The following is a 16,136-nucleotide window of genomic DNA, read 5'->3' as shown; positions in this document are numbered from 1 at the left end:
ATTGCGGTACAGGGTCGGAACTAACATGGAAGACAGATCACGCTGAAGGCACATGAGGAGATCATGGCCAGTCAAGAAGTGGGTCATTCCACGTGGTTCCGATCCTGTATTCCCATTATCAGCGTCAGGAAGTTTGTGTGTGAGGCTCTGATCTAGAAGGAGTTTCACCGATAATGACTACGGTGTCACCGAAGAAAAGCCATGACCCGGCGAGGGTCAACGAGATCAGCGAGAAGCTGATGGAAAACCCTGAGGTCGCCAGCTTGATCAGCGAGCTGTCGGCTTCCGCTGATGATGCAAGCGAGCTGGTCAAAGGCCTGTTACAGGCATCGATCAACGCTGGCCTTAAGGCGGAGATGGATGCGCACTTGGGCTATAGCCACTCCGACCGCAACGCCAAAGCCCAGGTCGAAACCTCACAGGAGAATAACCACCGCAATGGGTCGTACATCAAGACCGTCAATTCTGGATACGGCGCGGTGGAAGTAACTGTGCCCAGGGATCGTGCCGGCACGTTTATTCCCCGCATGGTGCCCAAGGGCGCACGCAGGCTCACAGAGCTCGACGACATGATCGTCTCGCTCTACGCCGGCGGGATGACAGTGCGCGATATGTGCCATCATCTCGCGACCACCCTTGGGGTGGATATGAGCCCCGATACGATCAGCACCATTACCGATGCGGTCTTGGAAGAGGTCATGATCTGGCAAAACCGCCAGCTCGACGAGTTTTACCCGGTGATCTTCCTCGACGCCCTACGCGTGAAGATCCGTGACGGCCACCGCGTGGTCAACAAGGCTTGCTACATGGCAGTTGGTGTCGACATGGACGGCATCAAGCACATCCTGGGATTGTGGATCGCTGAAAGTGAAGGCGCCGCATTCTGGGCATCGGTGTGCGCAGATCTGGCCAACCGCGGGGTCCAGGACGTGTTCATCGTCTGCTGCGACGGGCTCAAAGGCCTGCCAGAAGCCGTGGAGGCAACCTGGCCGAATTCCATGGTGCAGACCTGCATTGTGCACCTGATTCGAGCTGCGAACCGGTGGGTGTCTTATCAGGACCGCAAATCTGTCTCCCGCGCGCTGCGTGAGGTCTACACCGCCACCAATGAGGACACCGCACGCGCCAACCTGGATGCTTTCGAGGCCAGTGAACTGGGCCTAAAATACCCCAGTCGGTCAAAGTCTGGCGCGACGCCTGGGAGCGGTTCGTGCCGTTTCTACAGTTCCCGCCTGCGGCCAGGCGAGTGCTCTACACCACCAATTCGATCGAGTCACTCAACGCGCAACTGCGTAAAGCTACCCGTGACAGGGGCCAATTCCCGAACGATACCGCGGCGCTGAAGACGCTGTGGCTGATGATCTGCAACATCGAAGACAAGCGCGCCGCCCAGCGAGCGAAGAAAGCCAAGCGCAACATTGAATGCAACGGCTATATTGAAGGAGCGAAAGCCACCGGGTGGAAACAAGCCATCAACCAACTAGCCGTGGCTTACCCCAACCGATTCGCGGACTACTTGTAAACCAAGCCCCCGCACACAAACCATCAGACACTCTCCTTAAGGCCGCTACTATGACGGCAGAACTTGCGACCGAAGCCACCCGTGGCTGCCGTGTTATCAGCTCGTACCCATTGCCGGGGAAGAAAAGAAAGCGTAGGGAAGCCGGCGTGGAATCCGCACACGCCGATACCACGCACAAAGCTAGCGTGAGCAGTGCTGCGAGTAACGCGGCGAGAAACCGGCGCCGGACAAAGACACCCAAACCCGCACCGAGAACCGCACACAGCACAACTCACACAAGGCTGCTAATGATGACGAGGAACCATGGCGAGCCGCCCACGGGTGCGGTATAGACAAACCCTGCCAGGATTATGAAGTCGATAAGAATGCTGGCCAGTCCCCATGCCAGCGCTAGGCCGACGAGAAGTACTGCTGTGCGGGCGCGCGAGGTGGATGTGGAGCGTAGAAACGTGGCGTCCTGGCTTCCTGCGTCCCATGCAGCAATACTTGCGAGAAGTACGCCCGTAGCCGCGGCGACAACCGCGCAGATTGCGGTGGCCTCTGGCCAGGAACCGTCGACGTTACTGCCCCGCGCAGAGGCAAAACTCAGCAGTGCGGTGAAGAGTACAACAGGAATGAAGCGAACGTGTCTCACAAAACAGCCCCTCCCCGTGCTCCGTCGGTAGCTTGTTCGGTGACGGCGCAGAATCCTTGTTCTACGGAGCCGTATCTTTCGATGAAATCTGCAACAGAAGAATCGACTGCGATGCACCTACGGTGAAGAATGAGCGCGCGATCGGCGGAGTCCATATCAGCTGCGACGTGCGTAGACATGAGGACAGTGGTGCCGTTCGAGGCCATGTCACGCAGTGCGCGGATGAGTGAGGATCGTTGGTGTGGGTCGAGGCCTGCGGTGGGTTCGTCGAGAAGCAGCACATCTGGCTCGTGGACAATGGCCCGCCGCGACCATGGCGCGGCGCTGCATTCCACCGGACATCGCGCGCAGGCGGGTAGTGCTGTGGTCCTCTAAGCCAATTATCCGCAAGGCATTTACCGCGTGCTGGCGTGCTGTCGCGCGGTCTAGTCCGCGCAGCCAGCCAACGTCTGCTACGAAATCCACTGCGCGTTGCGCCGGATCAAACACACTGCGTTGCGGAACCCAGCCGACACGTTGCCGCCACGAGTCGGAACGGCGGACGTCTTCACCGCCCACGAAGATGGTTCCTGTTGGCGGGCGTAGCTCACCGGCGATGAGCTGCATGAGCGTGCTTTTCCCCGCGCCATTTGCGCCGAGAAGGACGGTGAGCCCTGGGGCGAGGTCGAAGGATATATCGCGAACAACCTTAGTGCGGGCGGAGTAGCCGTAGCTGAGGTGCTGGACAGACAGGAAGGGTGTCATTCCCGCCAGTTTTTCATAAGTGAAAAGTGATTGCAATTGGTTGCTGAAGATCAGGGATTCACCTGCGGTGCGTGCGGCGGAGTACGATACAAAGGTCTCTGAAATCTGAACCGTACGAGGTACTTGATGTCCTTGAATGATGCTGCCGCAGCAGCCGTGACGAAGAAGGTCACGCTCCTAGAGCAATCTTTCTCCCGCTTTGCTGTCCGTTCTACTTTGGCCGGCGTGTACCTGGCGGTCGGTACGGCATTTGCTGCGGTGATGGGTATGGGCGTCGAGAAGCATGTGGAAGGCCTCGGTTCTCTGGTCTTTGCCTGCCTGTTCGGTTTGGGCCTTTTTGCCATCGTCATTCTGGGCGCGGACCTAGCCACCGGCAACATGATGTACATGGTCTACGGCGCCGTGAAGAAGCAGGTGGGCTGGGGAAAGGCGCTGTGGCTCCTCGCAGTCACCACGCTATTCAACCTAGTTGGCGCCGTGCTTTTCGCCGCAGCCATGGGTATGTCCGCCAAGCTCGGCGGCATCGACCCAAATCACCTTATCGTCGACCTCGCGATGGGCAAGCTCCTCAAAGGACCAGGCGGCATGTTCGTGGAGGCCATACTGGCCAACTTCGTGGTCAACATGGCGATTATCGGCGCTATCTTTGCCAAAGACATTGCCTCCAAGTTCTTCGTCATCGTGCCGATCATCGCCTGCTTCGTGGGCTTGGGCCTCGAGCACGTCATCGCGAATTTCTGCCTGATGACCCTGACCTTCTTCTGCGCCAGCCCGCTACCGGAAGGTTTTACCCTTTGGGTGGTGTTGGCCAATTGGTCCATCGTGTGGGTAGGAAACCTCATCGGTGGTGGCTTCCTAATTGGTGGCGTGTACGCCTGGCTTAACTCTGGCCCGGAAGCGTATCGCGACTAAGCTGCGGCGTAGTACGCGAGAAGGCCAACCCCGCACGAGCGGGGTTGGCCTTTACTTATCGCGCCGTCGATTCTGGAGAATGCAACGGGTTGTCCATGTCCCCGGCGTAGATGAGCGAGGACTCCTGGTCGCCCAAGTTCACCATCGATAACGGGTTGCGTAACTGCAAGCGGTTGAGGCACGAGTGCTTGAACTGCGGCGCGAGCACCGGAAGTTTCTCCAGCGTGCCGGGGAAGCGGCGTTCGTAATCCAGTACGACTTCACGGCAGGTGAGCCAAAATTCGGTCTCAGTGAGCAATCCCTCCCGGTCGAAGAGCGCGGCGAGGTGGCGCAGCACGCCGTCGAGGACGTCGGTGTGGATAGATAGCGCGCGCTGGGCACCGGTGAAGTCGCCGTGATCGACCTGCAGGCGCTCTAGTCCCGCAGGCATGTCCACGCCGGCGTCAACGACCGCGGCCTCTTCCCCCAGGTCCTTGAAAAACGCGCCGACGGGCGCGCCGTTGTCGAGCTCGAGGATGACATTCTCGCTGTGCGGCATGAACACGATTCCGTACTGGGCGAGCGCGTGGAGGACTGGGACAAGGTACACGTCGAGCAGCTGACGCAGCCATTCTTGCGGCGGTAGACTCGATTGCGCGATCCACTCGGCGGCGAGTGACTCTCCTGCCGGGTCGACGTAGAGGCAGCCCGCCAGGGTCACGGCCACGCTCGTGGCGGATAGCTGCGGCACGGGCGAGTCGCGCCACAGCGCGGAGAGCATTTTCTCTCGCCCGCTTGTTGAGTCCGCGGGCAACGGGTGGCGGTGGTAGGTGTCGCCGCGGTAGCCTACGGCGACGATTTCTTTGAGCAGACGCACGTTGCAGGCCCGGAATTCCGGATCGACATTGAGCTGTTGGGCTAACCAATCGTTGATGGCGGGCGTGGTTTCCATGTACGCCGGCGAGAGCCCGCGGACGAACCCCATGTTGCGAATGCCCACGGCAGTCTTGACATAGGGCAGCGCCGGGCGCGAGTGGTTGAAGAACGTCCGCAGCGACTGCTGGGGGCGAAATAGGTCGCTGCTGGTGCCGATGTACACCAGATCTCGGGAAATGAGCTGGGCGAAAAAGATCGTGGAGATGCAGTTGTCCCACTGCCACGGGTGCAGCGGCAGCGGCACATAGTCATCCGGGTCGCAGCCCAATTCTGCGAGCGCCTGCTCATAGCGCGGCTCGAGGTCTCCGAGCTGTTCGGCGAAGAACCCGGCTAGGTCCGCGACGTCTTCTGATGTCGCCACCACGCAGTGCTCCCGCTTGGCGGCGAGCCACACGATGTGTACGTCGGCTCCCGCCTCCGGCGCGTAGGCGTGTAGCTCGGTAAGGCTCATCCCGCCGCGCCCCGAATTCGCGAGGAACCCGGGGTGCCCCTCATACATTGCTGACTCAGCGGAGACGAGATAGTCCGCCTGGGCATTCGCGCGCTCCTGGGCGCTGGCGGCGAGCTGCGGTGCGCGCAAGCTTTGCGCGGCGGGGCGAGTCGCGAGGGCGCGGGCACGGCCGGCGAGGGTCGCCTGAATTTCTTCGATGTAGGTGTGCAGGAACCCCGGTTCTATGCCCAGCTGTTCTGCGGCCCCGGCGATGAGCTCGGCCAGGTGCAGCGGGGCGGCATCGGCAGCTTCGATGCTTTCGGGGACGACTTCGAGATGCTCCAGCCCGTACTGGTGGGCCGAAAAGCTCAGCTCCCGCGGCCCCAAGTGGACCGACCATCGTTCTGAGTCCGGGTGAAAGCTCGGCGTCAGCAGTCTTTCATGGCTAAATTCGCGGATGGCCTTGGCGATGAGCTGGCGCTCAGCGGTCTCGGCCGCGCACAGCGCATTCGCCACCGGCGACAGCGAGGCGCGCGCGGCAGCCGCTGAGGAATAGAAGTCTGAGGCAGTACAACGCTGCACCCGTGCCGTCTTCGTGTGCCCGCCTTGAAGCAGGCGGACCTCGTTAAGTCCCGGCACATCAAGGAAGCCGGCCTCGGCGTTCTTGCGGTGAATTGCGCCATTGGCTACGTCGGGCTCCACGAGGAGTTCGCGGAAACCCCGGCAGTCGATGAGCCAGCGGATGACCGCGGCGAAAAGGCTGCTGGTTAGCCCAGAAACGTGGGCACCGGCCGGCGGGGCGACGAGGAAGTGCAGTCCGCGTAGTGGCTCTTCCAGCGTCAACTCCCTGACACCAGCAGCCTCCGAGCTAGCAGCCCCGGCCAACACCGAGTCCAGCACCACGCGGCGCGGGTCGTAGTCCTCGACGATGCCCATCGGTCTGCGCGGGGCGGCAGGGTACGGGCGCAGCTCGAGGATCCAGGCTTCTTCGTGCGGGGAGGCGCGGAGCCGGTCGTATTCGACGGCGACGTCGTTGACGCTGGCCTGTTGCATGCCCCAGAACGCGCAGTGAGGATCGGTGAGCCACCCGTGAACGAGCTCGGTGTCGCCGGGGGTGAGCGGGCGAAGGCGCACCGTGCCGTGGGGAGTGAAGATTTCGTCACGTTCGGTATTGAGCATTACTGACCCCCGAAGGTCTGGAAGGCGACGGAACGCTCGATGGGATAGTACTCGCGGCCGGTGATGGCCTTGAGAATAATGGAGTTCCTCCACGGTCCCATCCCGAGATCCGGCGCGATGAGCGAATGAAGGTGTTCCTCGGCGTTTTGGACGAAGAGCGACTGGGCGGCGTCGATGGCGAACTCGGGATCGATGGCCAGGCGCCCGGCCGTGTCGAACTGGACTTCTTCGCGTGCGGTCTCCAGGAAGCTGGGGAAGAGCGGGGCCTTGTAGCCGGTGGCGAGCACCAGCGCGTTTGTCGCGTGCGTGCGGGTTTCGCCGGTCTCGCCGTGGGTCAACGTCAGCTGGAACGGGGCGGACGCGTCTGCGTCGCATAGCGCCGCGCTCCAGCCGGCTAGGAGCGTCGAGGCGAATGGGCGCGGCAGGCCCTTCGTGATGGACAACCGGTAGTAGGTGTCGTAGATGTGATTGACGAGCTGGCCGGAGATTCCCTTGTAAAGATTGCGCTGCTCGCGGTTGAGCCGGTCGCGCGTCGCGGCGTCCAGGCCGCGGAAGAACTGCGCGTACTCGGGGCTAGTCATCTCGAGGGTGAGCTTGGTGTATTCCATGGGGAAGAAGCGCCCCGAGCGGGTGACCCAGTCCAGCCGCGTGCCCTGGTACGCGGCAGGTTCCATGAGATTGGCGTAAATCTCGGCCGCGGACTGCCCCGACCCGATGATGGTGACGGACTCCTGGGCGAGCAACTCCTCCTTGTGCTCAAGATAGTCCGCCGAGTGTACGGCGAGCCCGGCTTCCGGCGCAGCCCGCAGCTCGGCGGGAATAAACGGTATGGTGCCCACTCCGACCACGACGTTGCGGCTGAGCACCGTGCAGGTGTCCCGTGGCCCGTTGACGGTGACCTCCCACAGATCGTCGACGCGGCGCACCGACGTCACCGTGGAGTTCCACTCGAGCGTGCTCAGCTGCTGGGAGACCCAGGTGCAGTAATCGGAGTATTCCTCGCGCAGCGGGTTGAAATCCTCCTTGATGTAGAACTGGTGGATGCGCCCTTGCTGCTTGCAGTAGTTGAGGAAACTGTACGGGCTCGTGGGGTCGGCGAGGGTGACCAGATCGGCCATGAACGGAACCTGGATCGTCGTCCCAGGAATCATCATCCCGGGGTGCCAGCAAAATTCCGCGCGCGAATCGAAGAACGCCGCGCGCAGCGCGCCGCCGTCAACCAGCGGCTGGCTCAGCGCCGCCAGGCCCAGGTTGAACGGCCCGATCCCGATGCCCACCAGGTCATAGGGCTTAATGCTAGATTCGGCATCAGCGGCGGCGGCAGTGCGGGCGGTGGTGGAAGAAGACATTACAAACTCCTGTTTTAAGTTTCTGTGGGTCGTGGTCTAGCGCGCGGGTTGTACCGCGAGAGCGCTGGGGCTCGGTTGAGCGTTGGCTTGGTCGACGGCGTCCATCTCACGCTCGATGAGCCCGAGGATCGCGTCGATATCTGTGCCACGCAGCTGCGGATCGAGAATGGTGAACTTCCAGCACGGCGCGCCCTCGAAGGTGGTGGTCGCGACAATCACGTCGCCCCGCTCGAGCAAGCGCTGGCGGACGATGTGGACGAGGCTGGCGGGGGCATCGGCAGGCGTAAACAGCACTGTGGAAAGCTCCGGTGTGGCGCGCAGTGCAAAGCGTGGATGGGCGTCGACGCGCCGGGCGGCATCGCGGGCCGCGGCGCAGCAGGCGTCGAAGGCCTCCCCGAGGGCGTCGGCGCCGTGGGTGCGCAGCGTCATCCAGAGCTTGAGCGCGTCGAAGCGACGCGTGGTTTGGAGCGAGAAGTCTGCGAGATTGTGGTCGGTGGCGTCTTCGGGGTTGAGGTAGTCCGCGTGCCACGACACGAGGGCGCAGTCGGCGGGATCGCGCAAGAGAATCGCGCTGCAGGCCACCGGCTGGAAGTAGCCCTTGTGGAAGTCGACGGTGACGCTATCGGCTGCGTCCATGCCGCGCAAACGGTGCCGTTGCGTGGGTGAGAGCAGCAGGATGCCCCCGTACGCGGCGTCGACATGCAAGTGCACCCCTGCGTGGTGGCAGACCTTGGCGATGCTCTCTAGCGGATCGATGGTGCCGCGGTCGGTTGCCCCAGCGGTGGCCACGACGGCCATCGGCGTGTAGCCGTCCGCCACGTCGGCCGCGATGCGCCGGGCGAGATCAGCCGCGTCGAGTCGGTGTTCGGCATCCGATTCGATAGTGATGACGGCGGTGTCCGCGAGCCCAAGGAGGTGGGCGGCGCGCAACACGGAGTAGTGGGCGTGGCTGCTGGTGTAGAGGCGCAACTGGGAAAGTCCCTGCACGCCTTGGGCGCCCAGCGCCTTTTCGCGCGCAATGTAGAGCGCCTGCAGATTGGATTGCGTACCACCGGAGGTAAAGACCCCGCGGGTGCGGGAATGCGGGGCTTCCGGCCAGTGCAGCTTGCGCGCGAAGAACTCGAGGAGGTGGCCTTCGATTGCGGCGGCGCTCGAGGCCTGATCCCAGCTTTCGACCGCGGTGTTAACTGTGGTGGCGAGCAGATCCGCGCCCACGGCGGTGGCGGTGATCGGACAGTTGAGGTGGGCGATGTAGCGCGGGTGGTGGTACCACACGGCGTGGTCGAGCCAGAGTTCGCAAAGCTCAGCCAACGCGGCGTCGAATGTACCAATTGGGTTCTCGAGGTCAACGCGTGTGACGGCCGCTGCTGTCTCATGGGCGTTGCGACCGGAGCGTGGCGCGTCGCCCTCGGCGAGATACTGCGTGAGGGTGTGCTGGCTGTGGTGGATGATTGTGTTTAATGCAGTCGGATCGGCTCCTACGAAGGAATTGACGAAAGGGGTCGGTCTCTCGTGACGAATTTTGTGCATGTTAGGGTACCCTAACATAAAGTAGGCTACGGTAAAAGTATTTAATGGAAAGTGATGCCGCGCGCGGGCACGCTGCGGTGATCCGTGGTCACGGCGGGATGTGTTTGCTGCACCGGCTCGGGGAAGGGTGCGAAAGCACTGGTCTGATGCGCAGTGCGCGGGGTCGACGGCTGAGGTCTCGGGCATAGCAGGAGCGGCACAGGGGTGAGTAGAAGGAATGGGCGTGCGGTGTATTTCTACGGGTTGGTTGCGGGCGCAGGACGTGGCGAGGGTGGGATGTGGAAAAGCGTCTTTCACTCCGGACAAGGCCGAGGCGGGATAAATCAATTCTTGTAGACCTTTTGTGTGGCGGTGGCCATACAACAAACCGTGTGGCCGCGAGCCAGAAGGCCCAGGCTAAAAAACATGAAGACAGCATTGCTTGTAGGTGGCGGCCTGATCGGTTTCTCGTTTGCCCAGCGCTTCGTCGACGCGGGGTGGCAGGTGCGCATGACGGACGTGCGCGCAGAACTCGCGGACGCGGTGGCGCAGGAGTTTGGGGACAAGGTTCGGTTCTCGACAAACCTGGAGGATCTCACGGACAGCGTCGATTTCGTCCAGGAAGCAGGGCTGGAGTCGCTGGAGTTCAAGCACAAGATCTTCGCACGGCTGGCGGGACTTACCGATGCCGCCATCCTCGCCAGCTCGACCTCAGCCATCCTTCCTTCCAGGATCGCGGCAGACAATCCCGCAGCCGAGCGGATCGTCATCGGTCACCCGTTCACCCCGCCGGCACTCATGCCGGTTCTCGAAGTCGTGCCGGGACCGGAGACCGCGCCGGAGACGGTCGAACGCGCGCTGGAGGTCTACCGAGAGCTCGGCTTCGAGCCCAGCGCGATGAAGAAGGAAATCCCCGGATTCGTGGGCAACCGCATTCAAAAGGTCGACATGTGGGAGGCGATCTCACTCGCGCAACAGGGGATCATTGACGCGAAGGACCTCGACACGATTTTGCGCAACTCGCTGGGGCTGCGCTACGCGGCCACAGGCCCGTTCGAGTCCAACCGTTTGGGCGGCGGCCCCGAGGGCATCAAGTCGACTACCGAACATATCGCGGGAGCCTGGGACACCGAGCCTGTCGCCGGAGTGCCCGACATGTCGCATCTCGACGAGGTGTACGCGCAAGTCGATGCCGCCTACGGCAACGACGCCGAGACCTTCGAGTCCGGCACCCGCCGCCGCAATGCGCTGCTGCGCGGCTTCCTCGACGTGCGCGCTGCACACTAGCGTTTACTCGGCGCGCGGAGTTATTCGGGGCGCAGGATGCGCTGGGCGACCTCGACATCAGGGTTCGCCGCGCGCAGGGCGTCAAGGATGCCATCGGCCGCCAGGCGCAGATCGTCGTCCGTGAGCGGATTCAAGGCCTCGAGGATATAGAGCACGCTGGTGGTCTCCGGCGTGGGCTGGACTCGGTGCTCGGGCCGGAAGCGCCGCGCGGCACTACCCGCGGCATCGCGCACCGTAGCGGTGCCTACCTCGATGCGCGCTAGGCCCGCGAAGCCATCGAGGGCGAACGCCGTGACCGGCAGCTCGAAACGGCGGGCGACGGCGTTGCCGAGGGCAACTACAGGGGCATCGGAAGGCTGGGCGCCCAGATCAAAAAGCGCGGGATCGAGCCCGGCGTTCTGCCACGCCGTGCGCCACGCGGCGACATGGGGCTGGAATGCTGACGGGGCGGCGGGGGTTTCGGCAACCGGGGAAGTGACGTTGCGTGCGGCGATGAGCAGCGCGCGGTAGTCGGGGCGCGGGGTGTCCAGCTCGACGTTGACAAGGAAATCGATAAGGCTCATTTCAGGTCTCCCGAGTAAAGGTTGAAGCGGTCGCCGCGTGCGAAACCGACGAGCGCCATGCCGGTTTTGCGGGCAGTGTCGACGGCGAGCGAGGAGGCTGCCGATACCGCCACGAGCTGGCCGAAGCCCGCCATCGCAGCCTTCTGCACGAGCTCGAAGCTGGCGCGCGAGCTCATCACGAGGATGAGATCGCTGGCCGGAAGCAAGCCCTCCATGAGCAGGTGGCCGATGACCTTGTCCGCGGCGTTGTGGCGGCCGACGTCTTCTCGGATGACGATGGGCTCGCCACCCAGCGTGAAGGCGCCAGCGGCGTGGATGCCGCCGGTCTTGCGGAACTGCTTCTGGCCCTCGCGCAGCCTATCCGGCAGCTGGGCGATAACGAGCGGGTCGACCGGCACGTGGGGGATGGGGTAACGGGTCTTCTTGGCTAGCTCCTCGATGGACGAGGTACCGCACACGCCGCATGCGGAGTTGGTGAGTGTTAGGCGCAGCTCTTTGAGTGAGATGACGTTGTCGTCGCGCATCTCAATGTCGAGGAGGTTGTAGGTGTTGACACCGTCGCGGGTGGTGCCCTCGCAGTACTTGGCGGACTCGATGTCGCGGGCGGCCTGGATGTGGCCCTCGGAATGGAGGAATCCATGGGCGAGCTCAACGTCGTGGCCCGGGGTGCGCATGGTCGTGGTGAGAGTCTGGCCATCGACGCGGATTTCGAGCGGCTCCTCGCCAGCGACGGTATCGGCGCGGGTATCGACCTGGGTGACCTGCGTGCGCTCCTCGTTGAGGTGGACCTTGATGACCGCGAACTTGGAGGTGGTGCGGCCCGCCACTACTGCACGGCTTCCTTGAGCTTGGCGATGTTGGCGCGGGCTTCCTCCACGTCTTTGCTGGCCAGACCGACCACGAAGGCGGTGAGCGGGGCGGCCGGGCGGGAGCGATTGTGCGCGACGTCCTTGGTGAGATTGAGCAGCTCGCGCACCAGCGCCGTGGCGTCGTGCGGATCGAGATCCAGCGTCGTTGCGACCTCTTCAAGCCACTCGTGCGCGGTCTGGATGGGGTCTTTGTCTTCAGTCATGAACTCAACTGTAGTCGCGGCCCTGTCTACAACCGCGAAAGTTCCGCTCGCGGCGGGACTAACGGGGGTGCGGCGACTTAGAAGTCGTTCGCGTTCTTGCCGGTCGGTTCCAGACGGACAATGAGGGACTTGGAAACGGGAGTCTCGGCTTCCTTAGTCATCTCTTCCACAGGCACGAGGATGTTGAGCTCAGGGAAGTAGCCGCCCACGTAATCCTTGGCGATGTCGTACTCGACCAGACGGAAGTTCGGCGCGACGCGGCGGCCCGAGGCGTACTCGGAGACAACGTCGACGATGTCGCCGTCCTTGAGCCCGCGCTCGGCCAGGTCCTTCTTACGGATGAAGATGACACGGCGTCCACCGCGCACACCGCGGTAGCGGTCAACCAGGCCATAGAAGATGGTGTTGTACTGGTCGTGGCTGCGCACCGTGGTCAGCAGCAGCTGGTCGCCCTCAAGCTCGATGGTGTCGGTGGCATTGATGGTCAGCTGGGCCTTGCCGTCCGAGGTGTTGAAGATGTGCTCGCGGGCCGCGTGCGGGAGCATGAAACCGCCGGGGCGTTTGAGGTGCTCGTTGTAGTTCTCAAAACCAGGGATGACGTTCGCGATGTGATCACGGATGACATCGTAGTTGTCCATCATCGGGCGCTAGAAGGCGTCGCCGAATGCACGCTCGCCGATGCCGCAGATGAGCTGCATTTCGGAGTGGAGATTCAGGTCGCGGTTTCCGCGGCGCTTCGGGAAGGACGCGGAAACCTTGGAGTCCGATGCCTCGACAGAGACCTTCTGCGGGCCCGAGGCCTGAATGTCGACATCGGTGCGGGAGCGCACTGGCAGGATAAGCGACTTCTCACCTGGCCACGCACACGTGCGGTTGAGCTTGGTGAGCATGTGGGCCGACAGATTGGTGGCAGAAATGCCTTCTTCAAGCGCCGTCGTGTCCGACATCGCGCGGATGTAGTTTCCGCCCAGTGACAGGAAGAAATCGACGTTCTTTTCGCGCAGCTGGATACCCGCGCCGGTGGAAGAAACGCCGTGCTCGCGCGGAACGTCGAAGCCAAATTTTTCTTCCATGTTGGCCAGGAACCACTCCGGCATCTTCTACGAGATGCCCATCGTGCGGTCACCCTGGACATTGGAGTGGCCACTGAACAGGCCGGAGCCCGCGCCGGGCTTGCCGTAGTTGCCGGTGAGCAGCAGGAAGTTCATCATTTCCTGGATGGTGGCCACCGCGTTGCGGTGCTGGGACACGCCCAGCGTCCACGTGAGAACAACCGTCTCGGACTTCTCCACGTATTCGACGATGTTCTTGACCTCGGCCTGGGAGACTCCGGATCCGCGGGAAAGGGCGGCATCGTCAAGCGAATTAAGGTGCGCGATGGTCTCGTCGACGTTGGAACAGAACTCCTCCAAGAACTTGCGGTCGAGCAAGTCGCGGCGAATGACCTCGCGGTTGATCTGCTGAAACAGCGCGCGGTCGCCGTCGAGGCGAACCTGGACGTACTCGTCGCTAATCTTGTCGGCCACGCCGAGGGCGCCTTTGACGGACTGCGGCTCCTTGAACTTCATTAAACCAGTCTCTGGCATGGGATTGATAATGATGAACCTGCCGCCGTTTTCCTTCTGCTTCTTAAAGGCGGTCAGCGAGCGCGGGTGGTTGGTACCCGGGTTCTGGCCCACGGAGATGATGAGTTCCGTGTTGTATATGTCTTGCATGACGATGGAGCCCTTGCCCACGCCCGCGGTTTTGGCGAGCGCGACACCCGTGGAGTCGTGACAGAGGTTCGCGCAGTCCGGCAGGTTATTGGAGCCGTGGCGGCGGCCCAGCACACCGAAGATGAAGGCGGACTCGTTGACGGCCGTGCCGGAGGTATAGAAGATGGCGCGGTTCGGGTCCGTGGCCTTGAGCTGCTCCGCGATGAGGTCGTAGGCCTCGTCCCAGGAGACGGGGTGGTACTTCTCGTCGCCGAGGGAGCGGTCGCGGAGCATGGGCTCGGTGAGGCGGCCGAGCTGGTTGCGCTCCTAGTCCGGCATCTCGCGCACCTGCCGGACGGTGGTGTTGGCGAAGAACTCGCGGGACACGCGCTTGGACGTGGTCTCCTGGGCGATGGCCTTGGCGCCGTTCTCACAGAACTCGACGAAGTTGATGTCGCCCTGCCCCGGATCCGGCCAGGCGCAGCCGGGGCAGTCAACGCCGCCATGCTGGTTCATTTTCAGCAGCGGCACGAGGCCGTTGTTCGGGATTGCCTTCTCCATCGCGTGGTATACGCCGCCCACGCCTGCAGGCGCGGTGACGCGGTGGCCGATGCGTGGGTTGTCGAAGCGGTTAGCGACGGGATTGGCACGAGAAACTGTAACGTTTGGGGTCATGCCGGCAAGCTTGCCGATAAGCAGGGAGAATTTTGGAAAAGGCCAGGTCGACGTGTAATGTAAATGCTTGGACTCGTGCCCGCACGCTGTTTATGCAGCTCACATGGGGGATGAGTACCCGCAATTCAAGAATTTCATTTCAACTTTGTTGTAGGCCCCTCGCCGTAGATAGCGGACCGTTGTCTGAATCAAAGGGTGGCGAGCGCCTTACGGTATTGACCGTAGGGAGCGTGAGTAGCCCGAAATCACACGGAGAACGCTTTGGTGAGCACGGGAACCGCAACGAGAAAGGTACACGGTCACTCATATGACTATGACTGATCCTATTGCCGACATGCTGTCGCGCGTGCGCAACGCAAGTAATGCGCACCATGACACCGTGTCGATGCCTACCTCCAAGCTGAAGGCAAACATTGCTGACATCTTGAAGCAGGAAGGCTACATCGCTGACTACACCGTCGAGGGTCACACCCTGTCCCTCGAGCTGAAGTACAACAACCGCGAACGCTCCCTGTCTGGCCTGCGTCGCGTGTCTAAGCCGGGTCTGCGTGTGTACGCAAAGTCCACCGAACTGCCACAGGTCTTAGGCGGCCTGGGCGTGGCTATCATTTCCACGTCCCACGGCGTGCTGACTGACCGTCAGGCTGAGGAGAAGGGCGTAGGCGGAGAAGTTCTCGCCTACGTCTGGTAAAGGGAGGTTTGACACATGTCTCGAGTCGGTCTAGCACCAATCGCCGTACCGAACGGCGTCGAAATCAAGATCAACGGCCAAGACGTTGAGGTGAAGGGCCCTAAGGGCACCCAGAGCGTTAACGTTCCAGAGCCTATCGCCATCAACCTGGAAGACGGCGTCCTGTCCGTCTCCCGCCCTGATGACCACCGCAAGCACCGTGCTCTGCACGGTCTGTCCCGCTCCCTGCTGAACAACGCCGTTGTTGGCGTGACCGAGGGCTACACCATCAAGATGGAAATCTTCGGTGTTGGCTACCGTGTCCAGCAGAAGGGCAAGGACCTGGAATTCAGCCTGGGCTACTCCCACCCGATCCTCATCGAGGCTCCGGAGGGAATTACCTTCGCAGTGGACGGCGCAACCAAGCTGTCCATTACCGGTATTGACAAGCAACTAGTCGGACAGATCGCCGCTAATATCCGTCGTCTGCGTAAGGACGATCCTTACAAGGGCAAGGGTATTCGCTACGAAGGCGAGCAGATCCGTCGCAAGGTCGGAAAGACGGGTAAGTAAGCAATGGCAAACACTGAAAACACCAAGCGCACTCCAGTCGGCAAGGACATTTCCTCTCGTCGTCGCGAAGCACGCGCACGCCGTCACTTCCGTATCCGTAAGACTCTGCGTGGCACCCCTGAGGCACCGCGTCTGGTTCTTCACCGCTCCTCCCGTCACATGCACGTGCAGGTCATCGATGACCTGGCAGGCCACACCCTGGTCTCCGCATCCTCCATGGAGGCGGACGTTCGTGCACTCGAGGGCGATAAGAAGGCCAAGGCTGCCAAGGTAGGCGAGTTGGTTGCCGAGCGCGCTAAGGCCGCTGGCATCGAGCACGTCGTATTTGACCGCGCAGGCTACAAGTACCACGGCCGCGTCGCTGCGCTGGCTGACGCTGCACGTGAAGGTGGTCTGAAGTTCTAATGA

The 16,136-nt window shown here is 62.3% G+C and carries 14 protein-coding genes and 2 pseudogenes; 6 read left to right on the top strand and 10 right to left on the bottom strand.

Features of this window, described 5'->3' with window-relative positions; translation table 11 throughout:
* Positions 1 to 173 precede the first annotated feature (173 nt).
* Positions 174 to 1,522: pseudogene (locus tag QP934_RS01135) on the top strand (IS256 family transposase).
* 271 nt (positions 1,523 to 1,793) lie between these two features.
* Here QP934_RS01135 and QP934_RS01130 read toward each other — a convergent pair.
* From QP934_RS01130 to QP934_RS01120, 3 genes are read right to left on the bottom strand one after another with little or no spacing between them, the layout of a single operon-like run.
* Positions 1,794 to 2,156 carry a hypothetical protein gene (locus tag QP934_RS01130; RefSeq protein ID WP_419126563.1) on the bottom strand — a complete coding sequence of 121 codons (363 nt, stop codon included), beginning with the start codon at positions 2,154 to 2,156 and terminating at the stop codon, positions 1,794 to 1,796.
* Positions 2,153 to 2,437: an AAA family ATPase gene (locus QP934_RS01125; protein ID WP_419126562.1), complete on the bottom strand. Its 285-nt coding sequence runs from the start codon at positions 2,435 to 2,437 to the stop codon at positions 2,153 to 2,155. The genes QP934_RS01130 and QP934_RS01125 overlap by 4 nt, the downstream gene beginning before the upstream one ends.
* Positions 2,364 to 2,900: an ATP-binding cassette domain-containing protein gene (locus tag QP934_RS01120; protein WP_419126561.1), complete on the bottom strand. Its 537-nt coding sequence runs from the start codon at positions 2,898 to 2,900 to the stop codon at positions 2,364 to 2,366. The genes QP934_RS01125 and QP934_RS01120 overlap by 74 nt, the downstream gene beginning before the upstream one ends.
* Before the next feature lie 126 nt (positions 2,901 to 3,026).
* Between QP934_RS01120 and QP934_RS01115 the strand changes: the two genes are divergently transcribed.
* Entirely contained in the window at positions 3,027 to 3,812 is a 786-nt protein-coding gene (locus tag QP934_RS01115) for a formate/nitrite transporter family protein (RefSeq protein ID WP_419126559.1), read from the top strand.
* A gap of 55 nt (positions 3,813 to 3,867) precedes the next feature.
* Here QP934_RS01115 and QP934_RS01110 read toward each other — a convergent pair whose 3' ends face one another.
* Genes QP934_RS01110 through QP934_RS01100 form a run of 3 tightly spaced genes read right to left on the bottom strand, consistent with a single transcriptional unit; the run spans position 3,868 to position 9,215 of the window.
* A complete protein-coding gene (locus QP934_RS01110) occupies positions 3,868 to 6,336 on the bottom strand; it encodes a GNAT family N-acetyltransferase (protein ID WP_419126558.1) in 2,469 nt (822 codons plus the stop codon).
* Complete coding sequence (locus QP934_RS01105; RefSeq protein WP_234288129.1) at positions 6,336 to 7,685, bottom strand: lysine N(6)-hydroxylase/L-ornithine N(5)-oxygenase family protein; 1,350 nt, start codon at positions 7,683 to 7,685, stop codon at positions 6,336 to 6,338. The genes QP934_RS01110 and QP934_RS01105 overlap by 1 nt, the downstream gene beginning before the upstream one ends.
* A gap of 36 nt (positions 7,686 to 7,721) precedes the next feature.
* Complete coding sequence (locus QP934_RS01100) at positions 7,722 to 9,215, bottom strand: pyridoxal phosphate-dependent decarboxylase family protein (protein WP_419126556.1); 1,494 nt, start codon at positions 9,213 to 9,215, stop codon at positions 7,722 to 7,724.
* Between the two features lie 405 nt (positions 9,216 to 9,620).
* Here QP934_RS01100 and QP934_RS01095 point away from each other — a divergent pair, with 405 nt between their 5' ends.
* Positions 9,621 to 10,481 (top strand): 3-hydroxyacyl-CoA dehydrogenase NAD-binding domain-containing protein, encoded by an 861-nt coding sequence (locus QP934_RS01095; protein ID WP_419126555.1) that lies wholly within the window; start codon positions 9,621 to 9,623, stop codon positions 10,479 to 10,481.
* A gap of 20 nt (positions 10,482 to 10,501) precedes the next feature.
* On the opposite strand, the gene QP934_RS01090 is transcribed toward QP934_RS01095, so the two are convergent.
* From QP934_RS01090 to QP934_RS01075, 4 genes and pseudogenes are all read right to left on the bottom strand, one after another.
* Positions 10,502 to 11,044: a hypothetical protein gene (locus QP934_RS01090; protein WP_419126554.1), complete on the bottom strand. Its 543-nt coding sequence runs from the start codon at positions 11,042 to 11,044 to the stop codon at positions 10,502 to 10,504.
* Complete coding sequence (fdhD, locus tag QP934_RS01085) at positions 11,041 to 11,871, bottom strand: formate dehydrogenase accessory sulfurtransferase FdhD (RefSeq protein ID WP_419126553.1); 831 nt, start codon at positions 11,869 to 11,871, stop codon at positions 11,041 to 11,043. Before fdhD ends, QP934_RS01090 begins: the two co-directional genes overlap by 4 nt.
* Entirely contained in the window at positions 11,871 to 12,116 is a 246-nt protein-coding gene (locus QP934_RS01080) for a DUF6457 domain-containing protein (RefSeq protein ID WP_419126552.1), read from the bottom strand. The genes fdhD and QP934_RS01080 overlap by 1 nt, the downstream gene beginning before the upstream one ends.
* Before the next feature lie 77 nt (positions 12,117 to 12,193).
* Positions 12,194 to 14,485: pseudogene (locus tag QP934_RS01075) on the bottom strand (FdhF/YdeP family oxidoreductase).
* Positions 14,486 to 14,792: 307 nt separating this feature from the next.
* On the opposite strand from QP934_RS01075, the gene rpsH reads away from it, so the two are divergent.
* The 3 genes from rpsH to rplR are packed head-to-tail and all read left to right on the top strand — an operon-like array spanning position 14,793 to position 16,133.
* Entirely contained in the window at positions 14,793 to 15,176 is a 384-nt protein-coding gene (gene rpsH / locus QP934_RS01070; protein ID WP_005322799.1) for a 30S ribosomal protein S8, read from the top strand.
* Positions 15,177 to 15,191: 15 nt separating this feature from the next.
* Entirely contained in the window at positions 15,192 to 15,728 is a 537-nt protein-coding gene (gene rplF, locus QP934_RS01065) for a 50S ribosomal protein L6 (RefSeq protein ID WP_005322792.1), read from the top strand.
* 3 nt (positions 15,729 to 15,731) lie between these two features.
* Positions 15,732 to 16,133: a 50S ribosomal protein L18 gene (gene rplR / locus QP934_RS01060; protein WP_005322788.1), complete on the top strand. Its 402-nt coding sequence runs from the start codon at positions 15,732 to 15,734 to the stop codon at positions 16,131 to 16,133.
* Positions 16,134 to 16,136 lie beyond the last annotated feature (3 nt).

This window comes from Corynebacterium sp. MSK122, from assembly GCF_030229435.2.
GTDB classification, from domain to species: domain Bacteria; phylum Actinomycetota; class Actinomycetes; order Mycobacteriales; family Mycobacteriaceae; genus Corynebacterium; species Corynebacterium marquesiae.
This window is presented reverse-complemented; position numbering and strand designations above follow the sequence as displayed.